Source organism: Streptomyces sp. NBC_00239, from assembly GCF_036194065.1.
Lineage (GTDB): Bacteria > Actinomycetota > Actinomycetes > Streptomycetales > Streptomycetaceae > Streptomyces.
In genome coordinates, this window is sequence record NZ_CP108098.1 from 78,562 (window position 1) to 96,413 (window position 17,852).

The following is a 17,852-nucleotide window of genomic DNA, read 5'->3' on the forward strand; positions in this document are numbered from 1 at the left end:
CTCATGACCTCGACATCCCCCGGGCCGACCACGCCGATCGAAGCGGCCCCGCCTGTCGTAGTCGGGTGGCCGTCCGTTCTGCGGCTGCCGCACTGCACCCGGCTCCTCGGCGGCACCCTGCTGGGCCGGATCCCCCTCGGCATGGCTCCGGTCGTCCTCCTTCTCGCCGTACGGGAGCAGGGCGGCAGTTACACGCTGGGCGCCGCGCTGGCTGGTGCCTTCGGACTCGCTGTCGCAGCCGGTCAGCCCCTGCTGGGTCGCCTGGCCGACCGGATCGGCCAGACCATCCCCCTCGTGGCGGGTGCGCTGCTTTCCGCCATTGCCTTCACCGTGATCGCGGTCACCGGCACGGGCAACCTGCCCGCGGTGCTGACCGCCGCGGTGGTCGCCGGTGTCTCGGCCCCGCCCCTTGAGGCTTCCCTGCGCGCACTGTGGACCCACGTCGTACCCTCACCGTCCTACCTGCGAGCCGCCTACTCACTGGACTCCGGCAGCCAGGAACTCGTCTACGTCGCGGGCCCGCTGCTCGCTACCGCAGTAACCGCCGTGGCGGGCTCCACTGCGGCGCTCCTGGCCACCGGCCTCCTCGGCCTGATGGGAGCGGCGGCCGTCGCAACCTCGGTCCCTTCACGGACCTGGCGACCGACGGCGAGAAGCGGGAGCGGTGTCCTTGGCGCCCTGGGCTCGGCCGGCCTGCGGCTCCTGCTCCTGGCCCTGATCGCGGTGGGTGCGTCGCTCGGCGCTCTCAACGTCGCGGCCCTGGCGGCCGCCGAGCGCTCCGGCGCCACCTGGCTCTCGGGGGCGCTGCCCGCCGCACTCTCGATCGGAGCTCTGATCGGAAGCGCCCTCTACGCATCCCGCCCCTGGCAGGCGAGCCCCGGCACGCAACTGGTCACCACCGGTGCTGGCTTCACTGCCTCCTGGCTGCCGCTGTGCCTCGACATGGGGCCGTACACCAGCCTCGCCCTTGCCGTGATCCCGGGCATGTTCTTCGGTCCGCTGCTGACCTCCGCCTACCAGTGCCTCGACCTCTTGGCCCGCCCCGGGATGGTGACCGAAAGCTTCGGCTGGCTTGTCTCCGCCTTCGGCATCGGGACAGCCCTGGGTACCGCCGCAGCGGGCCCCGGGAACGGTTCCTGGGCCGTCCCCGCCCTCGCGGCCGCCGTGGCACTTCCCTTGCTTCAGGTCGTCCGTCGCCAGCTCGACCAGTCTCGCCCCTCAAGGACGACGTCATGAGCACCGCCGTCAGCCCGCCGCTCACCAAATCGGCGTCCCGCCTGGACCACGTCTTTGCCACCACACGGGCTCAGGGGCGCGCAGCACTCGCGGCCTACCTGCCCGTCGGCTTCCCAACGTTCTCGCAGAGCATGGACGCCCTGCATGCCGTCGCCGCGCACGCTGACGTTCTCGAACTCGGAGTGCCGTTCAGCGATCCAATGATGGACGGGCCGATCATCCAGCAGGCCACGGCGCAGTCGCTTGCCGGTGGCTTTCGGATGCAGCACCTCTTCGAGGCAGCACGTCAGCTGTCGGCCACCTCGGCCGCCGCCCTGCTGGTGATGACGTACTGGCAACCCGTGGCGCGATACGGTCCGCATCGCTTCGCCGATGAACTCGCCCGCTCGGGCGCCGCCGGAGTGATCTTGCCGGACCTGCCCGTGGAAGAAGCAGGAGAGTGGCTGGCCGCCGCCAAGGCGCGCGGCCTGCACACCGTCTTCGTCGTGGCACCCAACTCTTCCGACGCCAGGCTCACTCGTGTCTGCGCGGCCGGCAGCGGCATGATCTACGCCCCGGCCGTCGCGGGCGTCACCGGCGCCCAAGGGCCGCTGGCCTCAGGGCTACCGGCCTTCGTCCAGCGACTGCGCGCTGTGACCGCTGTGCCGGTAGGCGTCGGCATTGGCGTATCGACCCCAGATCAGGCGGCGATCGTCAGCACCTTCGCGGACGCCGTGATCGTGGGTTCGGCGCTGATTCGGCGGCTCCAGACCGCTCCCGGCCCGGCCGGGGTGAGGGCGGCGGCCTCCTTGGCCCGAGACCTCGCCGACGGTGTGCGGCGCCCGTTGAGCAGCGCAGCCTGACCTGCTGCCCCATCCCCGTCTTCCCCTCGCCTCGACCTCGCCGTGCGGCCGGGGCTCCCATCACCACATGAGGACGAGCAATGACCCTTCACTCCGTGCGGTCCCGAACTGTAGCCGCGCCCCCGGCCGACTCGTCGGGATCCGACGACCAGCGTCCGGTCCTCCCCCGTGTCTCGTCAGCCGTCACCGACGTACCGGTCATGGACCGCGCCCTGGCGGTCTTCCTGCGCAAGCGAATCGCAGAAGCGGATGCCTACGGCTGCGCAGCCGAGCAGAAGGCGCTCGCCGGCGTCGGGGAAGTCCTGGCCGAGTTCGAGGCCAAGCATCCGCGGCATGCACAGATGGCCCACGACGACTTCTTCACCGCGCAGATCGACACGCTGCGCTGGGTCCTGCGCTGCGTCGCCACCGGCGCGTTCTCAGCGCACCCCGAGTTCCAGCCCGTCTTCAACCCGTCCATACCCGTACTCAGCCAATCCACGGAGTTCTCCTCATGACCGCCCCCCAGCACCCCAACCAGCCTCTTCCCCCCTACGGAGCCGTGCACGTGCCGCCCGCTCCGATACAGGGGCAGCGCCCTCACATCGGATACGTCCAGGGCGGGGTCATCCCGCAGTTCCCCTACGCTCAGCCCGGCTGCCGAGTCTGCGGCGCGGCGCCAGCCGAACGCATGGCGATCCGTGCGCATCAGGGCGTGCTGGTGTTCATGCGCTTCCACAAGCTCGACGGCCCGTTCTGCCACACCTGCGGGCGGGCCATGGTCCGCGACATGACGACCAGGACCCTTGTTCAGGGGTGGTGGAGCCCGTTCTCCCTGGTGGCGTTCACTCCGTTCACTCTCGTGTGGAACTGGATCGCCTACCGGAAGTTCACCAAGCTCCCGTCGTCCGCGGCCGCGCCCGGACGACGGGCGCTCTCCGAGGGGACCGCCCTGCACCAGCGGCCGCTGGCGTACGTCGCCGTCATCCCCCTGGTGTGGGCCATCTGGGTCATCCACGGGCTGATCACCCACGCGGGCTGAACGGCTCTTCCTATCCGGGGGTCGGCCTCCCACCGGAGCCGACCCCTTCGGCATGTCGTCGCGGCCGGCCCACGCCGGGCAGGGACAGATCCGGCATCGGCTCGGCAACCTCCCATTCGATCAGGTGAGCCCCCCGGCGCTGGTAATACGCCTGTTTGACGCTCTTGCGCTGCTCGTAGGATTCGCGGCCGCGGATGCCGTACACCTCGACGTAGGCGTGGGGAGCGACATCGGTCAGCACGAAGTCGGGGAAGACGGCGTCCGTTCCGTCGTAGCGGACCGGCTTGACGAAGGCTCGCCCGCTGGCAGCGAGAGCGTTGCCCATCGCGACCTCGTGGCTGGAGTCCGCCGGAATGTAGAGCCGGTTCACCAACATGGCGGCCATGTCGACGATGTTCAGGTGTCCCTTGGGGCTGAGCTCGACGAGGAAGAGGCCTACCCGACGGGCATCCTGCGCGTCGGCGGCCTCGGCGAACGCCGACCGGTAGGAACGGACCACCCGCTGGTGCAGGGCGGTAGACGCGTAGAGCGGGGCGCGCTGATGGGCGAGCGCAAACCGCACGCCGTACTGAGTCGGTGTGACGGTCTTGATCTCCCCGAGCATCAGGCCGCGATGCTCCTTGAGTCCGTGCCGCCCCAGCCGGGCCTTGAACGCCTCGAACGCCGCAGTGGTGCGCTCGGCGGTGTCCGGGTGGAACGGCGGCACGATGTGCAGGGCCGTGCTCGCCGGATCCTGGTTGATGGAACACCCCTCGATCTGCTCACACAGCCGTGCGTGACAGATCCACCAGTTGCGGCGCCGCCAGCGCGGGTGCCACGCGGTGAGCTGGGATTCCTCCCAGAGCCAGTGCAGCAGGCCCAGCAGCCCCACGGTGCGCCGGGCCCGGCCTCCCTCCTGGTGCTCGCCAGAGGTCTTGGCGACTGGAGGCTCCGCGAGGCTCCGCGCGAGGACCGTGTCGAGTCGGATAGAAACGCCGTTGTCGCCCTCCCGGATGGCCTCGGCACTGTACGCCTCCCGGCCGCTGAGGCCGGGGGCCAGCTTGTGGAATGGGCATGCCGCCTCGTGCCGCTCTCCATCTCCCGGCCAGCCGGCCAGGTGATAGCGGCCGGCGCGGCTGCACCGGATGACGAGACGAAGGGTGGGGTTCTGGCACAAGCACTCGGCGTGGCCGACCTCGGCCTTGGCCCGGCTGAACAGGGCGGCGTAGTCGCTCGCGTGCTCACGCAACCGCGCCAGGGGTAAGGTTCGTCCGCCCATCCGTACGCGGCCCTCTGCCTCGGCCATCGCCGCCCCCTCCGACTTCCACGTGATCCACTTCTGATGACCGTACTGGAGAAGGCAGTCCCCCGTTTCTCGGCCCTAACCGCCGGTTGTCGGTTCGTCGGCGAGGATGGATAAGAACGATCATCCAACCTGGGGAGGAAACGCGTATGGCCGACACCTGGATCCTGGGCACCACCCTGCACGAAAACCGCAGCGGGCAGCTCGTCCGAGCCGACGACGTCAGCCACCTGCTGGCCACCGGGGACAGCGTCACCGCTTCGAGGATCGGCTCCGACGACGCTGTGACCTTGGCCCACAAGGACGCCGTTGGACTTGAAGCCCCGGCACCGAGTCTGCCGGAGGACTTCCACCTCGCCCTGTTGGTCACGCTCGGCAAGGCCCGCAAGCAGGCCCGCGACAGTGAAGAGGACCTGGTGGTCGTCCCCGGCATCGACGACAACAAGGAGTGGGACTGGACTATCGTGCCGATCTCGGAACTCTGGACGGGCTAATCCCCGCCACGTCAGGCCGTGCGAGGGCGCTTCGCCAGATGAGGGATGCGGCGCTGGCCACCGAAGAGACCTCGGCGAGGCCACCTGCGGTGGGATACGCCTGGCGGTTTCAGGCCCCTGAAGGCGCGGCGGGTGGAGCGCCGTGGCGTTCCTCCTCCGCCTGGCGTACAAGGGCAGCCATCATGCGCAGGTCGGCGGCGGACGTCTGCTTGATGATCGAGGTGGGGGAGCAACCCGGCACTATGCCCTCGGCCCGCATCTCGCTGAGCACGACGAGTGCCTCGATTTTGTCCAGTGCGTGGGCGCAGGCGGCGTCGTCCAGAGCATGGGCTGCCGCTATCCCCGCCAGGTGCTCGGTGAGTTCCCGCTGCTGAAGGGCGTCGAGACTGATGGTGTCGCCGGATCGTAGTATGGAGAACCACGCCGGCTCCGGGGTGCTGTGCTCGTCGAGGTCTAGCCCGGCCGCAAGCAGCGCAGCCCGCAGCCTGGCGACGCGGACGAGCAGCTCGGCGTTGACGACCGTCTCCTGAGCCGCTGCTTGCTCCGGCGCAGTGGAGCGGGAAGTGGTGGCAGGCACCGATGTGGTGCGACGTCGGCGGAGCAGATGGAACATCCCCCGATCATGCCGAGTGCTTGCCTCTGGTTCCTAACCTCGGAAGCCATTACCGGCTGTGACAAGCCCCACGTAAAGCGTCGGTCCCGTGGAGCGTGACCGCTGTCTACAAGGCCGACGGCCGTCTGGGCTCCATCCCGTCCGTTCAGATCGCCACGGACCCGCACCGTGCGAACGAGGCCGACCCCCAGCCCCACATTCGCCTGAGCAGCCCGATGTCAGGGCGGAGGCCGTACCGTCCACCAACGGGGCGGCCTTGCCCATTCTCCGAGCCTGCTCCCTCCGGCTGGGAGCGGATTCGTCGGCGGTTCATCCGGTCATTGTGGTTCTGGCACCATCCAGAGCGGGGCCCGCCTTCCCCGCGCACCGGAAGCCGTCGTTCCGCACACGGAGATCCCAGTTGTCCAGTGATCCTCTGTCGGAGGAGGCCGCTCCGGCGCCGTTGGAGTTTCGCAACCGTCCCTGTGCGGGACGGTGTCACCCCTGGGTCGTCGGTACGAATCTCGCCGACTTCAGTGATGCGGACTTCGCCAAACTCGGCCGCGCCAACGGCACGCGAGAATGCAGGCGGGCCCGGAAGCCCCGAGCATGGCATGCCACTTGGACCAGCCCGGTACGGCTCATCCACTGCGGCTGCGCGCCGGATGGCTCGCCATCGTCGGGCACCACCACCGGCTCATCCTGTCGATCCTCGCCGGACGTATCCCAGAGGCGGTACTCGAACCGGGCGACGGCTGGCCGGAGTTGCACGCCGACCTGGACGCCATGATCGCTGAGCGCGCCCTGCCGACTCTTGCCCGGCCGAGCAGCGCCGGGCCGTAGGCTCGACGCCGTGGCAGACATCAGGAACACCCAGGGCTTCAAGGCCCTCCTCTCGCAGACCGAGGCCGAACTACTCACCCGCGGCCTGGACGTCGTACCCATCGGGGTGCGCAACGTGCTCGCCCACGCGGTGACCACGGTCGCTGAGCGCATGGGTATCCAGCCCCGCTCTGCCATGCGCTACATCGACCCCTCAGTCATCGCTGACCAGATCGCCAAAGCCGGTGCCGAGTCCACCGACGGCGCCGAAGAGGCCCACGGCATCCGGCCCTTCCGCCTGGAAAACCGCGTGGTGCCCACCGACCGGGTAGTCACCGGCCGCCCCCTGATGGCCCTGGCCCAGGCCGCCAAGTACGCCACCGCCAACGGCGACTCACGTACCGCGCAGCACGCCATCGACCTCATCTGCGAGATCGGTTCCGCCATCGCAGACTCGGACAGCGAGCTCGCGCCCATCCAGGCCGCCGTGCTGGACGAGACCGCGCAGATCCTGGACCGCGTCGCGCAGAGGATCGAAAGGGACGGGTGGAGCGTCTGCCCCTGCGGCGAAGACCACGGCCAGGCCCGCGCCGACAGCGCGGTCCCCGCCGTCATGCGCGCCGACGCCGACCTCGTACGCACCGTACGGGCCAGCATCGACCGCTGACGATCTACGCGCCAGCGGTGGCGTGCACCTACGGTCTGCCCGAGGTTGGATTAGAACTCCCCAGGAACGCGCAGGGTCACCCGCCAACGACCCGGGGCAGCTTCCTCGGCCGCGGTCGCTGTCGCACCGCGAAGGTCATCCTCGTAGTCGTTGTCAATATAGGAAAGCAAGCGCAGCTCCGCCTGCCCGGCGGAGTCGGCGGTGAGGACGAAGTCGGCGACCGCGACCGGTCGGCCCTCGGCGGGCCGCTCGATCCCTCGGTCCGCGAGCTTCTCGGCGTCCCACCGATCTTCGGGGACGGTGGTCAGGCTGGTCGGATACGTGGTGGGCATGGTGCTCCTCGACGTGCGCTGCGGTCAGGCCGCTAGGCCCAGGGTTATCTCGGGTGCCTCTGAGGAGGCAGGCATGTGAGGCAAGTGCCCTGTTCGAAAGCGTGCCTCACTGGTATCAGAGGGTTGTGAGGCACGTTGGTCACGTCAGGCAGCGCCCCCATCGTCATGATCACTGTGGATCAGCGCAGTTCTTCTTCCTCAGCCTCCCGCAGGACCGCCTTGGCCCGCTCCTCAAGGTGCTCCGGTGACGCCCCGCCGAATGCCGCTGCGAGAAAGCCGGCCCGGATGGAAGAGTCGCCGGGGCAGGGGCCGAAATAGCGGCCCATCAGATCGGCCGCCGCCGCCTCGGCAGTCAGGTGGACCACCACCTCCCTACGCGGCCACATATCGAGATCGGCCCCCCACACCAGGGCAGGCCACCAGCCTGAAGGGGCGTCAGGGCTCTTCTGAATCGTCAGCCTGAGCCCGGGGGCGGCATGGACGTGCCAGACCATCGGGCAGTCGGGACGGGAGTGCTCAGACCGCTGGAACCTGTATTGCCCGTCGCCAAGGCTGATGAGGGGCGCGCGGTAGCGCCGCATAGGCAGCCCCACTGACCGCGCCATAGCGTGCGCGCGCAACCTGAGCAGCGGCGATACCCACCTGAACCTGAACATCACAACGTTGCATCCCCTCAAGATCAGTGGGTTGGGTGACGACACCCAAGCCGTGAACACATGCTGCCGCAAGGAGGGTCGACCAAACGCCGACTTCGCCCATCGGGCGGCCCACTACTTGCCTTACGTGCATGCCAGTTGCAGACGCGCGCCGACCTGCACAGAAGTCCCCGGAACCCTAGATAACGATGGCTGGATCGGGTTTCCTGCCGCCGTGGTTGACCGGCCCGGCATAGCCCCGACGTTCTGCGGTTCAGCGGCCTTGCGGACTGGGGGTAGCGCAGCCTCGTTGGGCTGATCAGGCGGCCAGGCCGAGGAAGCGGGTCGGGTTCTCCTTCCAGGGGAGCTTTTTGCGGCGGTAGGCGTCGAAGGCGGTGCTGCGCAGGGAGTGCCGTGAGTGCAGGGCGACCGTCTCGGGCGGGCTGCCGGCGGCCAGGGCCTGCTGGATCCAGCCGCGGCGGAAGCTGTGGCCGGTGATGCGGCGGACGGCGGCGCGGGCCGCGCGGCGGGCGGTGCGCCAGGTCTTGAGAACGGCGTTGGCCTCTTCGGCGGTGGGCGCGGCGTCGGCGGCCGCGAGCGCTTCCTGCCTCGCCTGGGTTGCGGCGGCGCGCTCCTCGGGGGGCGGAGTGGGGGTCAGCTCGGCGGCGCGGGCGGTGGCCTTGATGATGTCGTTGACGGTGTCGGCGGTGATGCCGCCGCGGCGGCGGTCGTCCTTGGACGGCCGTCCGGCGGCCTTGGCGCCGATGTTGCCGTGCCGGTCGATACGGCGCAGCAGCGGGCCGGGGGTGAGCTGGCCGTCGTCGGCGAGGACGTCGAGCCATTCACGCAGGGCGTGGATGGGGCACAGTTCCTGGTCGGCGGGGGCGAGGATGCGCACTTCCTGGCCGCGCGCGGCCTGGTCGGCCTTGGAGCGACGGATCTTGATGATCAGGGCCTGGTGGGGGCGCTTGCGGCCGTCCTCGTCCTCGATCTGCACGGTGCGGATCTTGGCGTCGTGCAGGTTGAGGCGGGCGGGCTCGGAGGCGCGGGCGGCCATCCACCAGGCGATGAGCAGGACGGCGGCGTCCCGCTTCCCGCGCGCCGTGGTGCGGTCCAGGGTGCGCACCATCAGGCGCAGTTCGTCCAGGTCGACGGCGTCGGCCTGGAGCGGGCCGGGCTCCACCAGCGGGTCGTCGGCCTCCTCGCCGGCGCGGTGGCGGATGACGAGCTGGCAGGCCTTGACCTCCTTGTCCGACAGCGGCTCGCCCTGGATGGCGCGCATCGCCCGCAGGGTGCTGAAGTGGGCCTCGATCGAGTTCGCGGGGTGGCCGCGGTCGCCGAGGTCGGAGAGGTAGGACAGCACCGCGTTGGGCTCGTCCTCGGCCCAGTCGTAGGTGGCGCACCACAGGGCGTACGAGCGCCAGCGGCTGGCCCGGGCGTTGCGGCTGCTGCGTGGGACGGCGTCGCTGAGCTTGCGGGCGGCCGAGGCGGAGATCCGCTCGCCGGCCGGGGAGACGATGTCCGGCTCGGCGCGGCGGCGGCGCCGTACGGCCGGAGTGCGGCCGGGGCCGACGGTGGGGACGAGCTCGGTCGACGTCATGACGCGGGCTGCTCCTCGTGCGCGCGGGCGGTGATCTCGGCGGAGGTGTCCAGGCAGGGTTCACTGCCTGGGAGCGGTGCCTGGCCGGCGGCTTGGCAGCGCTGCACGGTCACGGCGTGGGCCCGCAGGGCGGCGGCGGCCGGGTCGGCGGCGAGACGCAGCGCGCGGTCACAGGCCAGGCAGGCGGTACCGCACAGGGAGCGCTCGAAGTCGTGCGGGCTCACGGGCAGGGTGCCGCACGCCATGCGCCACCGACCGGGGCGCTCCTGGCGGGCGGTGTGGTCGAGGCGGCCGCCGTGGACGCGGACGAGCCTGGTCTCCGTCTCCACCCTGGCCAGCACTTCGGCCATCTCGTCGCGGATGACGACCGCGGGCCGACCGGGCCCGGTCGGGTGCGCCGGTAGGGGCTGCCACATGTCCACCGTCATCTGCTCCCCCGCTCCTCTCCGGCCTTCTCACAGAATTCGTTGCGTGAGCCGGATACCTGCGGACGCCGCTTGTCGTGTCCCGGTCGGTTTCTGATTCCGGCTAAGCAGAGAGTATCCGGAATCAGAACTAGAGAGCCCCCTCGACACGACACCGTCCACATTTCAACCGATCACCACGCGGCGGGGGCCGGTGAATCTGCATCACGGCGGCAGAAGCGCGTTTGAGCGCCTTGACCCACCAGCGATACAAGAGGGCTTGGAATACACATCGCGCCTCTGTGCGCCATGCAGCGAATAACCCCTGTTCAAAGTGGGTTACAACTCACGCGATTAGACTTCAACTCTTATCGTGTTTGAGTTGAGTTGTATTTGCCGGAGCAGTCCTCTACCGTGCGGGAGAACTCAGTGGCCAGCAGGCGGTGCCGGTGCACGGACCGCCGTACGCACCGGGAAATCTGCGACCCGGGGCCGAAAGACGGAGGCGACGATGAGCCGCACGATCCCCTATACGCACTGGGCGTACTTCCCGGACCGCGCTGGCGCCGAGACATGCGCCGCAGAGCTGGCGGACTACGTGACCCGTATCAGCGAGCCGGATCCAGACCTGACGCCGCAGTGGCTGCTCTTGGCCGCGCGGGACGTTGAGATCGCCGGCCTTCAGCAGCGGCACCGAGAGGTGGAGGCGATCGTGATCCGTCACGGCGGCGACTACGACGGTGGAGAGGCGACGTACGAGTCCGGGCGGCCCGTGACGGACCCGATGATCGTTCAGCGTGACCAGGGCTGGGGAAACGGAACCACTCGATGACCACCACGACCACCCGCCCCGGCCTGGCTGCCACCGACGACCCGTGGATGGCCCGGAAGATGATGGAGGCCGGATTCGGCGGCGCCGACTGCGACTTCCCGGACTGCACCAACGGCCGCGCGCCGCGCACAAAGGGCAAGCCGGGCCGCCGCCCAAGTTCTGCGTCCAGCACAACAACCCGCGCGACCGGCAGCTCGCCTACCGAGCCCGCAAGGCCCTGGAGAAGGAGCGCGCGGCCGCACCGGAGCCCGTGCCGGTCCAGCAGGCCGTAGCTCAGGGGGCCCGCGAGCAGCAGGTCCTCACGACGCTGCTGCCCAGGGTGCTGACCGCGCTGGAAGCCGTGCACCAGGGGCAGCAGGCCGGCGCCGACACCGCCGCGGTCGCCGCCCACATCGCCGAGGTCAACAGCGCCGCAGATGAGCGGGTCCGCCAGGCAGAGGAACAGCGCGAGGAAGCCGCACGGGACGCCGGGCAGGCCCGCGAGGAGGCAGCCCGCAGCGAGCAGGCTGCGGCCGACGCACACGCGGAGCAGCAGGCGGCGCAGATGGAGGCGGCCACCGCGCTGCGCGAGGCCGCCGACGCCGACGCACGTGCCACGGCGGCCGGCGTCGCGCTCGACGCGCTGTCCGACACGCACCGGCAGCTGCGCGACGCTCACCACGAACTCAGCGGAAAGCACGAGGAGCTGTCGAAGCGGCACCAGGAGCTCGAACGCACCCTCGCCGCCCTCGCGAGCGAGCACGGCACCCTTCGCACCGAGCACGGCCGACTTCAGGGAGAGGCCCAGGCGCTGCACGTGCGCGTGAAGGAGCTGTCAGGGGAGAAGGCCCGCATCGAGGAGTCACAGCGCAGCACGGCCGCCGATCTTGCCCGCGTACAGAGCGAGAACACCGGCCTGGCCGCCCGACTCGGCGAACTCGGAACACACCGCGAGGAACTCAGGGAGACGATCGGCCGACTGAACTCCCGGCTCGACGAGGACCGCGTCCGGCATCGTCGGGAGATGGCCGCCCTCCGCGCGCAGCTCGATGCGGCCCGGCGGGCGGAGGTCGAACCGACCTCGGCCGCCGGACACGGTGCCGGTCCGGCTCCGGCCGCCGGTCCGGAGTCGGGCGACGGCGACGGCGACGAGGACACGGAGAGCCTTGGGAACCGGGAGGTTCCGGTGGCCATCGTCGACCTGGGGATGCACGGCGGGGCGGGGTGGACGCTGGTGCGCTACGAGGACGATCACAGCGGCTGGCGGGTGCTGCGCGACGGCGAGATCGCGGGCAGCATCCAGCCCGAGCACTCCCTGCACGGCACCTCGCTCCTGGGTTGGTCCGCCCGGACCAGCCACGCCATGCCGCTACGGCCAACCCACGGCCAGAGGCACTTCGCCAACCGTGAGCAGGCCGCGGGCGCGGTCGTCCGAGACGGCCTGCGCCGGCCGTCCGGCACGGCGACGGCGGTGGCCGCCTCCTTCACTGCTCTTGGCGAGCCGGAACAGAATGCTCTGGTCGCCGCGGTGGTCCCCCTGGCCACCGCCACTCCGGAACGCGGCGGCAGGCTGGTCCGGCTTCCCCAGGCTGTCCGCGATGCCGCCCTGCGGACCGCGCTGCGCGTGCCCGGCGAACGGGACCTCCAGCAGCTGACCGCCCTCGACGCCGCGGAGCTCGGCCGCAGTAAGGACTCTCGGCAGCTGCTTCGCGCGCTTCAGGGCCTCGCCCCGGCTGATGCAGGGGAGAGCGGCCCGGTGGACCTGGGTACGTTCGGCGGCCGCACGTGGCGGCTGGAGCCCGACCTCGCCTATCGGGGCGGCTATCGCGTCCTTGCCGACGGCACCGAAGTCGGTGCTATCGCCCCGGTCCGACGCCGCAAGAGCGACATCGTCCGGTGGACGGCCGAACACCGGCGGCGGCCACTCGGTCGGGGCCCCTCCCACAGCGGCCGGAACACCGCTGCCCACGCCGTGATCGCGGCGGAGGGCGCGTGGGTGCCGCTGCCTGACCTGGACGACGAGACCTACCTGCGTATCCCGGCCGGGCTGCGCTCCAACCTTTTCGGCGCGGCCAGCCGCATCGACCTGCGGCGCGGCCGGCTCGCCCAGATTCAGCCCGGCGCCTACCGGCAGGAGCTCCACGCCGCACTCATCCAGGCAGGGCGTTCGGCCACCGGCCGGATCCGTGGCCAGCACCTGGCCGTCCTGCTCGACGCCGCCCGCGAGGACCTCGGTGCTGCTGGCAGCGCACCCGCCCAGCGGCTGTATGAGGCGCTCCAGCAGATCCGCGTCACCCTCCTGTCTGGCGAGGGATCCTTCACCTGAGAGCTGGCGTAGGGGGCCGTGCCCCAGCCTCGGGAGGTCTCCGATGAGCCTGAGCACGGTACTTGTCGTCTGAGCACGACATCTGTCGTACGAAGCCTTGACCTGGGTAAACGCCCTGTTCGGAGCGCCGCATGCCGCTCCTTCGGGAAGATTGACGACAAGTACGGTGCGAATCTGCCGACAGATGTCGTGCAACTTCGCGGGACGATCGCAGGTCGGACGGCCGGCGTACGACAAGTACCGTGCTCAGTCTCATCCGACCACCTTCAGCGGAGACATCAGACATCGCATCTGCTCTCGTGGGCGTGGGCGAATTTCCTACTAGGAAAAGATGCGTGAACAGCCGGTAGTCTGCTGCCCGTGACCACATGGGTGTCCCGACCCGTGAGCCTGAGCACGGTACTTGTCGTCTGAGCACGACATCTGTCGTACGAAGCCTTGACCTGGGTAAACGCCCTGTTCGGAGCGCCGCATGCCGCTCCTTCGGGAAGATTGACGACAAGTACGGTGCGAATCTGCCGACAGATGTCGTGCAACTTCGCGGGACGATCGCAGGTCGGACGGCCAGCGTACGACAAGTACCGTGCTCAGTCTCAACCCGCTAGCAGGAAAGCGCAGGTCAGCGACGACGATGCGACGCCTCCGCAAGACGCCGCCACCGACAGCCCGAGAAGCGCGCCCCGCGCGGCAGGCTCCCGAGGAGCCGCCGCGCGCATTGGCCGCCCGGCTGTATGAGCTGCACCGCGAGGCCAGCAGCGACGAGGGGTATCTGGAGCTCTGGCCCGGCGACCGCGAGCTGTTTGGCGTGCTCGGCTTCGCCCAGGAGCACGCCCACCGGCTCAAGGGTGAGGCGTATCGTGCGGCCGCGGTGTTGCGTATGCAGCTGGCCGAGTGGCTGCGCCTTGCCGCAGATCCATTCCAGCTCTCCGCGATCGACGATGCCCGCGCCAGCGGCACCTCGTGGAGGGAGCTGGCTCTCAAGCTCCGGTACCTCGATCGGCTCGGGGAGCCGAACGCCGGCAGCGCGATGAACCTTCGCAAGCGGCTGTACGTCGCCGTCAACGGCCAGCCCGGCGACCGGCGCCAGCCGCAGGTCGCCGACCTGATCGACCGGCGGGCCATGGAAGCGCGGCTGGCGGAAGCACGATTCATCAAGTCAGGGGAGACGCGCTATGCCGAGCTGGACGCGGCCGCGCGAACTCTGCTGAAGCACTACGCGGCAGGAGAGATCCGTTCCGACCCTGACGACGATGGGTTCTGGCTGGAGCAGCTCGCTGAGGTGGTCGACGACCGCCGAGATGCTTCAGAGCGCGCCAACCTGGTGGTGTACGTGCGGGGAGTGATCCGTGAGACGTCCGCGTACGCCAGGAGGAGCGAGCAGCCGCCGGCAACCACAGACCAGGCGCGGCAGGCCCTGGAGGCTGCCACCGCACTCGTTGATCCGTCCGGCTGAAGCTCCCCACAACCGCTGACGAAGGCCCGGATCAAGAGTCGATCCGGGCATCCCACAATTCGTCGAACTCAGCCGTAGGTCACCAGGAGGATGAAGGCCACCATGAAGACGGCCATGACCAGCAGCCCGGCGAGGCATGATTGCGCCCCGGCATCGGCTCGCTGGCGTTCGTGCTCCTGGAGCCCGCGCCTCACACCGCGCGCTACGGCGCGCTCAATCTCCCTTTCGTCCACTCTTCCCCCTCCGTGACGACAGGCCGACTTCCCTCAACAGCTGACAGGCGAGTATTACTCCCGTAATACTGGGGCCATGAGTGAAGACAACCCGAAGGTATCGCGCACCTCGATCTCCCTGCCGACGGAGCTCCTGGAAGCGCTCAACCGTCGCCAGCAGGCCAAGGACATCCCGAGCCTCTCGGGCCACATCACGGCCCTTCTCCAACGTGAGATTGAGGCCGCTGAGGTGGATGCCACCCTTCAGCGCCTGTTCCCTGGGAGCTCTCCCGATCCCGAACACTTCGCCTGGGCTGAGCGAGCTCTCGGCGGCGGCGCCAGCACGGACCAGAGCAGCGCAGCGTGATCGGCGGCCGGATCCTCGACACGAGCGCGTTGACCGCAGCCGCCCGCGGCAGCCTCTACATGCAAGCGCTGCTGTCTGTCGCCCACCAGCGGGTCATCCCGCTGCTGGTGCCTACGACTGCGCTCAGCGACGCCTACGCCGACCTCAAGCCGGACGCTCAGCAGGCATTGCACGCCATCGCGCAGTTCCCCATGCTGACGCTCGCTCCACTCTCCGAAGAGGACGCCCGCGGAGCGGGAGCCCTCCGTGCCGCTCACCCCCAGGTGAACTCCGACACAACCGCGGGCCACGTAGCCTTCCTCGCGGCTGCCCGCGAGTGGCCGGTGATCTCTGCGGACGGTGGCCGGCTCCGCGCTCTCTACCCCGACATAGAGGTGGAAGCTCTCCCGTAAGACGTACCAGGGCGACATGCGTCCATCCCGTTTCTCCGTTCTCCTCACAGTGTGAGGAGAACGCCCTCAAGTCGTCAGGTCGCCATACCGACGCGGCCGCGTCAGCACCGACTCGACGGTTCCATCCGCCAGCACTGGCAGAATACGAGCCGTCTGGGCCACCCCCAGAGCAAGTTAGGGAGCATCCGTGAGCACGATCGTCAGACAACGGAATCTAGAAGCAGCGAAGGGGGGCGACTTCCCGATCGCGCACACGCCGGCGGAGGGCTTTGAGCTTCCCAACGGTGAAACCAAGGTATTCGTCGTCGGGATGCTCAAGGGCGGGGTCGGCAAGACCCGCCTCTCGATGCTCATGGCCTTCTTCCTGGCGATGCTGGGGTTCCGCGTTGTCTTCATCGACGCCGACTCCACCAGCCAGTCCGCCCACCTCTGGAAGACGCGCGTGGAGGGGCAGGGCCAGAAGCTGCCCTTCGACATGATCCCCTACCCCCTCGACGACCTGGACCGCAAGATCGACGAGTACCGGAGTCGCGGAGACGTTGACTACGTCATCTGCGATATCGGGGGAGGCAATACGAACGCCTTCATGGCGGCAGTCCGTCGGGCTAGGAAGCTCATCATCCCCATCGGGGCGGACCAGTCTGAAGTCGACCGCCTCAACCCGACGCGCATGGCCGCACAGGGCGCGTCGACCATGAGCACCGTCGGCGGCTGCGAGATCTACGTGGCATTCAACAAGATCGACCGGCGCCGGAAGAAGAAGTCGAACCAGTTCCGTAGTGTGCTGGAAGGCGAGGCTCAGGAGGGTGGCGCCTACCCGCTGTGCTTCACCGAGATTCCGCAGCTGGCCGCCTACGCTGATGCCTACGGGCACCTGATCGACGACTTCGACTTTCAGGGGGAGTTCGAGATGCTGGACTACCTCCTGCACGAGACCGGGATCTGGGAGTTCAAGCGCCTAGTCGAAGAGTTCGAAGACGATGAAGAGAGGGTCGAGGTCTGATGTCCAAGCAGGCCCCAGCCGCCGAGTCAGGGCAGCGACGACGGCGGCGTGTTCAGCCTCAGGTGGCTGCTCCCCTCCCCGGCGGTGTACCGGAGTTGACTCCGGAGAACATCCACAACACAGCAGGAACTGGCGTACCCGTACCCGATGACTCCGCGGCAATGTCCCCGTCGGAGGTCGGCACGCAGACGCCTGTTGACGCACCGCAGGCTGATGACACTGCAACAGCGAGCACTGCCGGAGCGGCTCTTCCTGCGCAGGCCTCACCGAAGGGCACCGCTGGCAGCCAGCCTGCGGCGCTTGAAGGGACGGTCGTTCCGAATGACCCGGCGGAACAGTTGGACTTCTACGAGGCCCAGGTCTTCGCGGCTCGTCGAGACCTGATCGCCGATGTCCATCGGTACGAGGACCGGCTTCAGAAGCCCCTCCACGGCATCAAGTCCAACAAGCTCTGGCAAACCAAGGTGGCTGGCGACGGCAAGCCGTTCAGGTCCTGGTCGCAGTATGTCGAGGAGCGATTGCCGGACATCTCGCTGGCAACGGCTGACCGGATCATCGTGCACGTGCCGATCGAGCGGGCGCTGGGCACCAGGACATCGGTACGTCAGGACGAAGTCCTCTGGCCCATCTTCCGTGATCGCGGGGCGTCTGCGGTTCTTGAGACCTGGAACAAGGCGATGGAGCTTGGTCGCCCCACCCCTGAGAATCTGCGGATCGCCCGTGACCAGCTCGGGTTCGGGAAGGACGAGAAGCTGGAACTGGCGACGCCAGCACGGGCCGAGCTCGGGTCACCGGTGCAGAGGGCAGAGAAGCAACTGACGCAGCTGAAGAAGCTCCCCCTCGGTTCCATCCGCTCCTCGGCACCCGACGAAGCCAAGCGCTTGGCCGGCGAACTGCGTTCTCTGGCCGACCAGCTCGAATCCGACGTCGAGACGCCGTCTGAGAATGGCAGCACCGTGTAGCCGTTCTCCTCACACTGTGAGGAGACATCAGCCCCTGGTTTCCGCAGGATGGAGCCAGGGGCCTCGTCTTGCCCCTGGTACGGACCCGTTATCTCGTCCCGCGTATCTCGTGTGTCACTTCAGCGCCTCTTCGTCGTAGGTTGGCTCTTGTCGTTCGAAAGATCAGCGGACGGGGGCGCCACGCTTTACGCCCCCCAGCTCCGGGGCTGGAACGACGACTCGGCACAGTCTGGAGGAGGCGTCAGGTGGGGAATCTGGACGGGGTAGCAGCGCCCGTCGCGGCAGTGAGCCTTGTTCTTTTGATCATCGTGTCCGCTCTCGCTCTGCGCGGGGCCCGAACAAAGCGAACTGCGCCCTCCGGACCCGCTGAACGAGCCGAGCGTTCCAAAGCACGCCGCG

21 protein-coding genes are annotated in these 17,852 nt (G+C 68.9%); 14 read left to right on the top strand and 7 right to left on the bottom strand.

Annotation, left to right across the window (positions count from 1 at the left end; genetic code table 11):
• Positions 1 to 3 precede the first annotated feature (3 nt).
• From OG764_RS41060 to OG764_RS41075, 4 genes are all read left to right on the top strand, one after another.
• On the top strand, positions 4 to 1,236 hold the full coding sequence (locus OG764_RS41060) for an MFS transporter (RefSeq protein ID WP_328973885.1): 1,233 nt from the start codon (positions 4 to 6) through the stop codon (positions 1,234 to 1,236).
• Entirely contained in the window at positions 1,233 to 2,078 is an 846-nt protein-coding gene (gene trpA, locus OG764_RS41065) for a tryptophan synthase subunit alpha (protein WP_328973886.1), read from the top strand. The genes OG764_RS41060 and trpA overlap by 4 nt, the downstream gene beginning before the upstream one ends.
• An 80-nt stretch (positions 2,079 to 2,158) precedes the next feature.
• Entirely contained in the window at positions 2,159 to 2,575 is a 417-nt protein-coding gene (locus tag OG764_RS41070; protein WP_328973887.1) for a hypothetical protein, read from the top strand.
• Positions 2,572 to 3,099 carry a hypothetical protein gene (locus OG764_RS41075; RefSeq protein WP_328973888.1) on the top strand — a complete coding sequence of 176 codons (528 nt, stop codon included), beginning with the start codon at positions 2,572 to 2,574 and terminating at the stop codon, positions 3,097 to 3,099. The genes OG764_RS41070 and OG764_RS41075 overlap by 4 nt, the downstream gene beginning before the upstream one ends.
• A gap of 10 nt (positions 3,100 to 3,109) precedes the next feature.
• Here OG764_RS41075 and OG764_RS41080 read toward each other — a convergent pair whose 3' ends face one another.
• A complete protein-coding gene (locus OG764_RS41080) occupies positions 3,110 to 4,384 on the bottom strand; it encodes a DUF1173 family protein (RefSeq protein WP_328973889.1) in 1,275 nt (424 codons plus the stop codon).
• Between the two features lie 146 nt (positions 4,385 to 4,530).
• Here OG764_RS41080 and OG764_RS41085 point away from each other — a divergent pair, with 146 nt between their 5' ends.
• Positions 4,531 to 4,875, top strand: a complete 345-nt coding sequence (locus tag OG764_RS41085) for a hypothetical protein (protein WP_266449043.1) — start codon at positions 4,531 to 4,533, stop codon at positions 4,873 to 4,875.
• A gap of 109 nt (positions 4,876 to 4,984) precedes the next feature.
• Here OG764_RS41085 and OG764_RS41090 read toward each other — a convergent pair whose 3' ends face one another.
• Positions 4,985 to 5,488 (bottom strand): hypothetical protein, encoded by a 504-nt coding sequence (locus OG764_RS41090; RefSeq protein WP_266449040.1) that lies wholly within the window; start codon positions 5,486 to 5,488, stop codon positions 4,985 to 4,987.
• Between the two features lie 588 nt (positions 5,489 to 6,076).
• Here OG764_RS41090 and OG764_RS41095 point away from each other — a divergent pair.
• Together OG764_RS41095 and OG764_RS41100 are read left to right on the top strand one after the other, a co-directional pair.
• Positions 6,077 to 6,310: a hypothetical protein gene (locus OG764_RS41095; RefSeq protein ID WP_266449037.1), complete on the top strand. Its 234-nt coding sequence runs from the start codon at positions 6,077 to 6,079 to the stop codon at positions 6,308 to 6,310.
• 10 nt (positions 6,311 to 6,320) lie between these two features.
• The gene (locus OG764_RS41100) at positions 6,321 to 6,956 is read left to right on the top strand and encodes a hypothetical protein (RefSeq protein ID WP_266449033.1); all 636 of its coding nucleotides are present in this window, start codon (positions 6,321 to 6,323) and stop codon (positions 6,954 to 6,956) included.
• A 50-nt stretch (positions 6,957 to 7,006) separates the two neighbouring features.
• Here OG764_RS41100 and OG764_RS41105 read toward each other — a convergent pair whose 3' ends face one another.
• From OG764_RS41105 to OG764_RS41120, 4 genes are all read right to left on the bottom strand, one after another.
• Positions 7,007 to 7,288, bottom strand: coding sequence for a hypothetical protein (locus tag OG764_RS41105; protein WP_266449031.1), 282 nt, complete (start codon positions 7,286 to 7,288; stop codon positions 7,007 to 7,009).
• Positions 7,289 to 7,467: 179 nt separating this feature from the next.
• On the bottom strand, positions 7,468 to 7,656 hold the full coding sequence (locus OG764_RS41110; protein ID WP_328973890.1) for a hypothetical protein: 189 nt from the start codon (positions 7,654 to 7,656) through the stop codon (positions 7,468 to 7,470).
• Between the two features lie 586 nt (positions 7,657 to 8,242).
• Positions 8,243 to 9,523, bottom strand: a complete 1,281-nt coding sequence (locus OG764_RS41115) for an integrase (RefSeq protein WP_328973891.1) — start codon at positions 9,521 to 9,523, stop codon at positions 8,243 to 8,245.
• The gene (locus tag OG764_RS41120; protein WP_328973892.1) at positions 9,520 to 9,951 is read right to left on the bottom strand and encodes a hypothetical protein; all 432 of its coding nucleotides are present in this window, start codon (positions 9,949 to 9,951) and stop codon (positions 9,520 to 9,522) included. Before OG764_RS41120 ends, OG764_RS41115 begins: the two co-directional genes overlap by 4 nt.
• Positions 9,952 to 10,438: 487 nt before the next feature.
• Here OG764_RS41120 and OG764_RS41125 point away from each other — a divergent pair, with 487 nt between their 5' ends.
• The 3 genes from OG764_RS41125 (at position 10,439) to OG764_RS41135 (ending at position 14,517) form a co-directional block, all read left to right on the top strand.
• The gene (locus tag OG764_RS41125) at positions 10,439 to 10,759 is read left to right on the top strand and encodes a ribonuclease E inhibitor RraB (protein ID WP_328973893.1); all 321 of its coding nucleotides are present in this window, start codon (positions 10,439 to 10,441) and stop codon (positions 10,757 to 10,759) included.
• A gap of 43 nt (positions 10,760 to 10,802) precedes the next feature.
• On the top strand, positions 10,803 to 13,064 hold the full coding sequence (locus tag OG764_RS41130; RefSeq protein ID WP_328973894.1) for a hypothetical protein: 2,262 nt from the start codon (positions 10,803 to 10,805) through the stop codon (positions 13,062 to 13,064).
• Between the two features lie 715 nt (positions 13,065 to 13,779).
• Positions 13,780 to 14,517 (top strand): hypothetical protein, encoded by a 738-nt coding sequence (locus tag OG764_RS41135; RefSeq protein WP_328973895.1) that lies wholly within the window; start codon positions 13,780 to 13,782, stop codon positions 14,515 to 14,517.
• Positions 14,518 to 14,585: 68 nt separating this feature from the next.
• Here OG764_RS41135 and OG764_RS41140 read toward each other — a convergent pair whose 3' ends face one another.
• On the bottom strand, positions 14,586 to 14,750 hold the full coding sequence (locus OG764_RS41140; RefSeq protein WP_328973896.1) for a hypothetical protein: 165 nt from the start codon (positions 14,748 to 14,750) through the stop codon (positions 14,586 to 14,588).
• A 76-nt stretch (positions 14,751 to 14,826) separates the two neighbouring features.
• Here OG764_RS41140 and OG764_RS41145 point away from each other — a divergent pair, with 76 nt between their 5' ends.
• From OG764_RS41145 to OG764_RS41160, 4 genes are all read left to right on the top strand, one after another.
• Positions 14,827 to 15,096 carry a hypothetical protein gene (locus tag OG764_RS41145; RefSeq protein ID WP_328973897.1) on the top strand — a complete coding sequence of 90 codons (270 nt, stop codon included), beginning with the start codon at positions 14,827 to 14,829 and terminating at the stop codon, positions 15,094 to 15,096.
• Positions 15,093 to 15,488, top strand: coding sequence for a hypothetical protein (locus OG764_RS41150; protein WP_328973898.1), 396 nt, complete (start codon positions 15,093 to 15,095; stop codon positions 15,486 to 15,488). The genes OG764_RS41145 and OG764_RS41150 overlap by 4 nt, the downstream gene beginning before the upstream one ends.
• Positions 15,489 to 15,675: 187 nt before the next feature.
• Complete coding sequence (locus tag OG764_RS41155) at positions 15,676 to 16,491, top strand: ParA family protein (protein ID WP_328973899.1); 816 nt, start codon at positions 15,676 to 15,678, stop codon at positions 16,489 to 16,491.
• A gap of 161 nt (positions 16,492 to 16,652) precedes the next feature.
• Complete coding sequence (locus OG764_RS41160; protein WP_328973900.1) at positions 16,653 to 17,453, top strand: hypothetical protein; 801 nt, start codon at positions 16,653 to 16,655, stop codon at positions 17,451 to 17,453.
• Positions 17,454 to 17,852 lie beyond the last annotated feature (399 nt).

What these genes read in the sequence shown, in the direction of transcription:
- OG764_RS41145 (WP_328973897.1), top strand. Translation starts at nt 14,827, where the DNA reads ATGAGTGAAGACAACCCGAAGGTATCGCGCACCTCGATCTCCCTGCCG.
- OG764_RS41070 (WP_328973887.1), top strand. Translation starts at nt 2,159, where the DNA reads ATGACCCTTCACTCCGTGCGGTCCCGAACTGTAGCCGCGCCCCCGGCC.
- OG764_RS41105 (WP_266449031.1), bottom strand. Translation starts at nt 7,288, where the DNA reads ATGCCCACCACGTATCCGACCAGCCTGACCACCGTCCCCGAAGATCGG.
- trpA (WP_328973886.1), top strand. Translation starts at nt 1,233, where the DNA reads ATGAGCACCGCCGTCAGCCCGCCGCTCACCAAATCGGCGTCCCGCCTG.
- OG764_RS41090 (WP_266449040.1), bottom strand. Translation starts at nt 5,488, where the DNA reads ATGTTCCATCTGCTCCGCCGACGTCGCACCACATCGGTGCCTGCCACC.
- OG764_RS41085 (WP_266449043.1), top strand. Translation starts at nt 4,531, where the DNA reads ATGGCCGACACCTGGATCCTGGGCACCACCCTGCACGAAAACCGCAGC.
- OG764_RS41120 (WP_328973892.1), bottom strand. Translation starts at nt 9,951, where the DNA reads ATGACGGTGGACATGTGGCAGCCCCTACCGGCGCACCCGACCGGGCCC.
- OG764_RS41115 (WP_328973891.1), bottom strand. Translation starts at nt 9,523, where the DNA reads ATGACGTCGACCGAGCTCGTCCCCACCGTCGGCCCCGGCCGCACTCCG.
- OG764_RS41060 (WP_328973885.1), top strand. Translation starts at nt 4, where the DNA reads ATGACCTCGACATCCCCCGGGCCGACCACGCCGATCGAAGCGGCCCCG.
- OG764_RS41080 (WP_328973889.1), bottom strand. Translation starts at nt 4,384, where the DNA reads ATGGCCGAGGCAGAGGGCCGCGTACGGATGGGCGGACGAACCTTACCC.
- OG764_RS41160 (WP_328973900.1), top strand. Translation starts at nt 16,653, where the DNA reads ATGTCCCCGTCGGAGGTCGGCACGCAGACGCCTGTTGACGCACCGCAG.
- OG764_RS41125 (WP_328973893.1), top strand. Translation starts at nt 10,439, where the DNA reads ATGAGCCGCACGATCCCCTATACGCACTGGGCGTACTTCCCGGACCGC.
- OG764_RS41075 (WP_328973888.1), top strand. Translation starts at nt 2,572, where the DNA reads ATGACCGCCCCCCAGCACCCCAACCAGCCTCTTCCCCCCTACGGAGCC.
- OG764_RS41095 (WP_266449037.1), top strand. Translation starts at nt 6,077, where the DNA reads ATGGCATGCCACTTGGACCAGCCCGGTACGGCTCATCCACTGCGGCTG.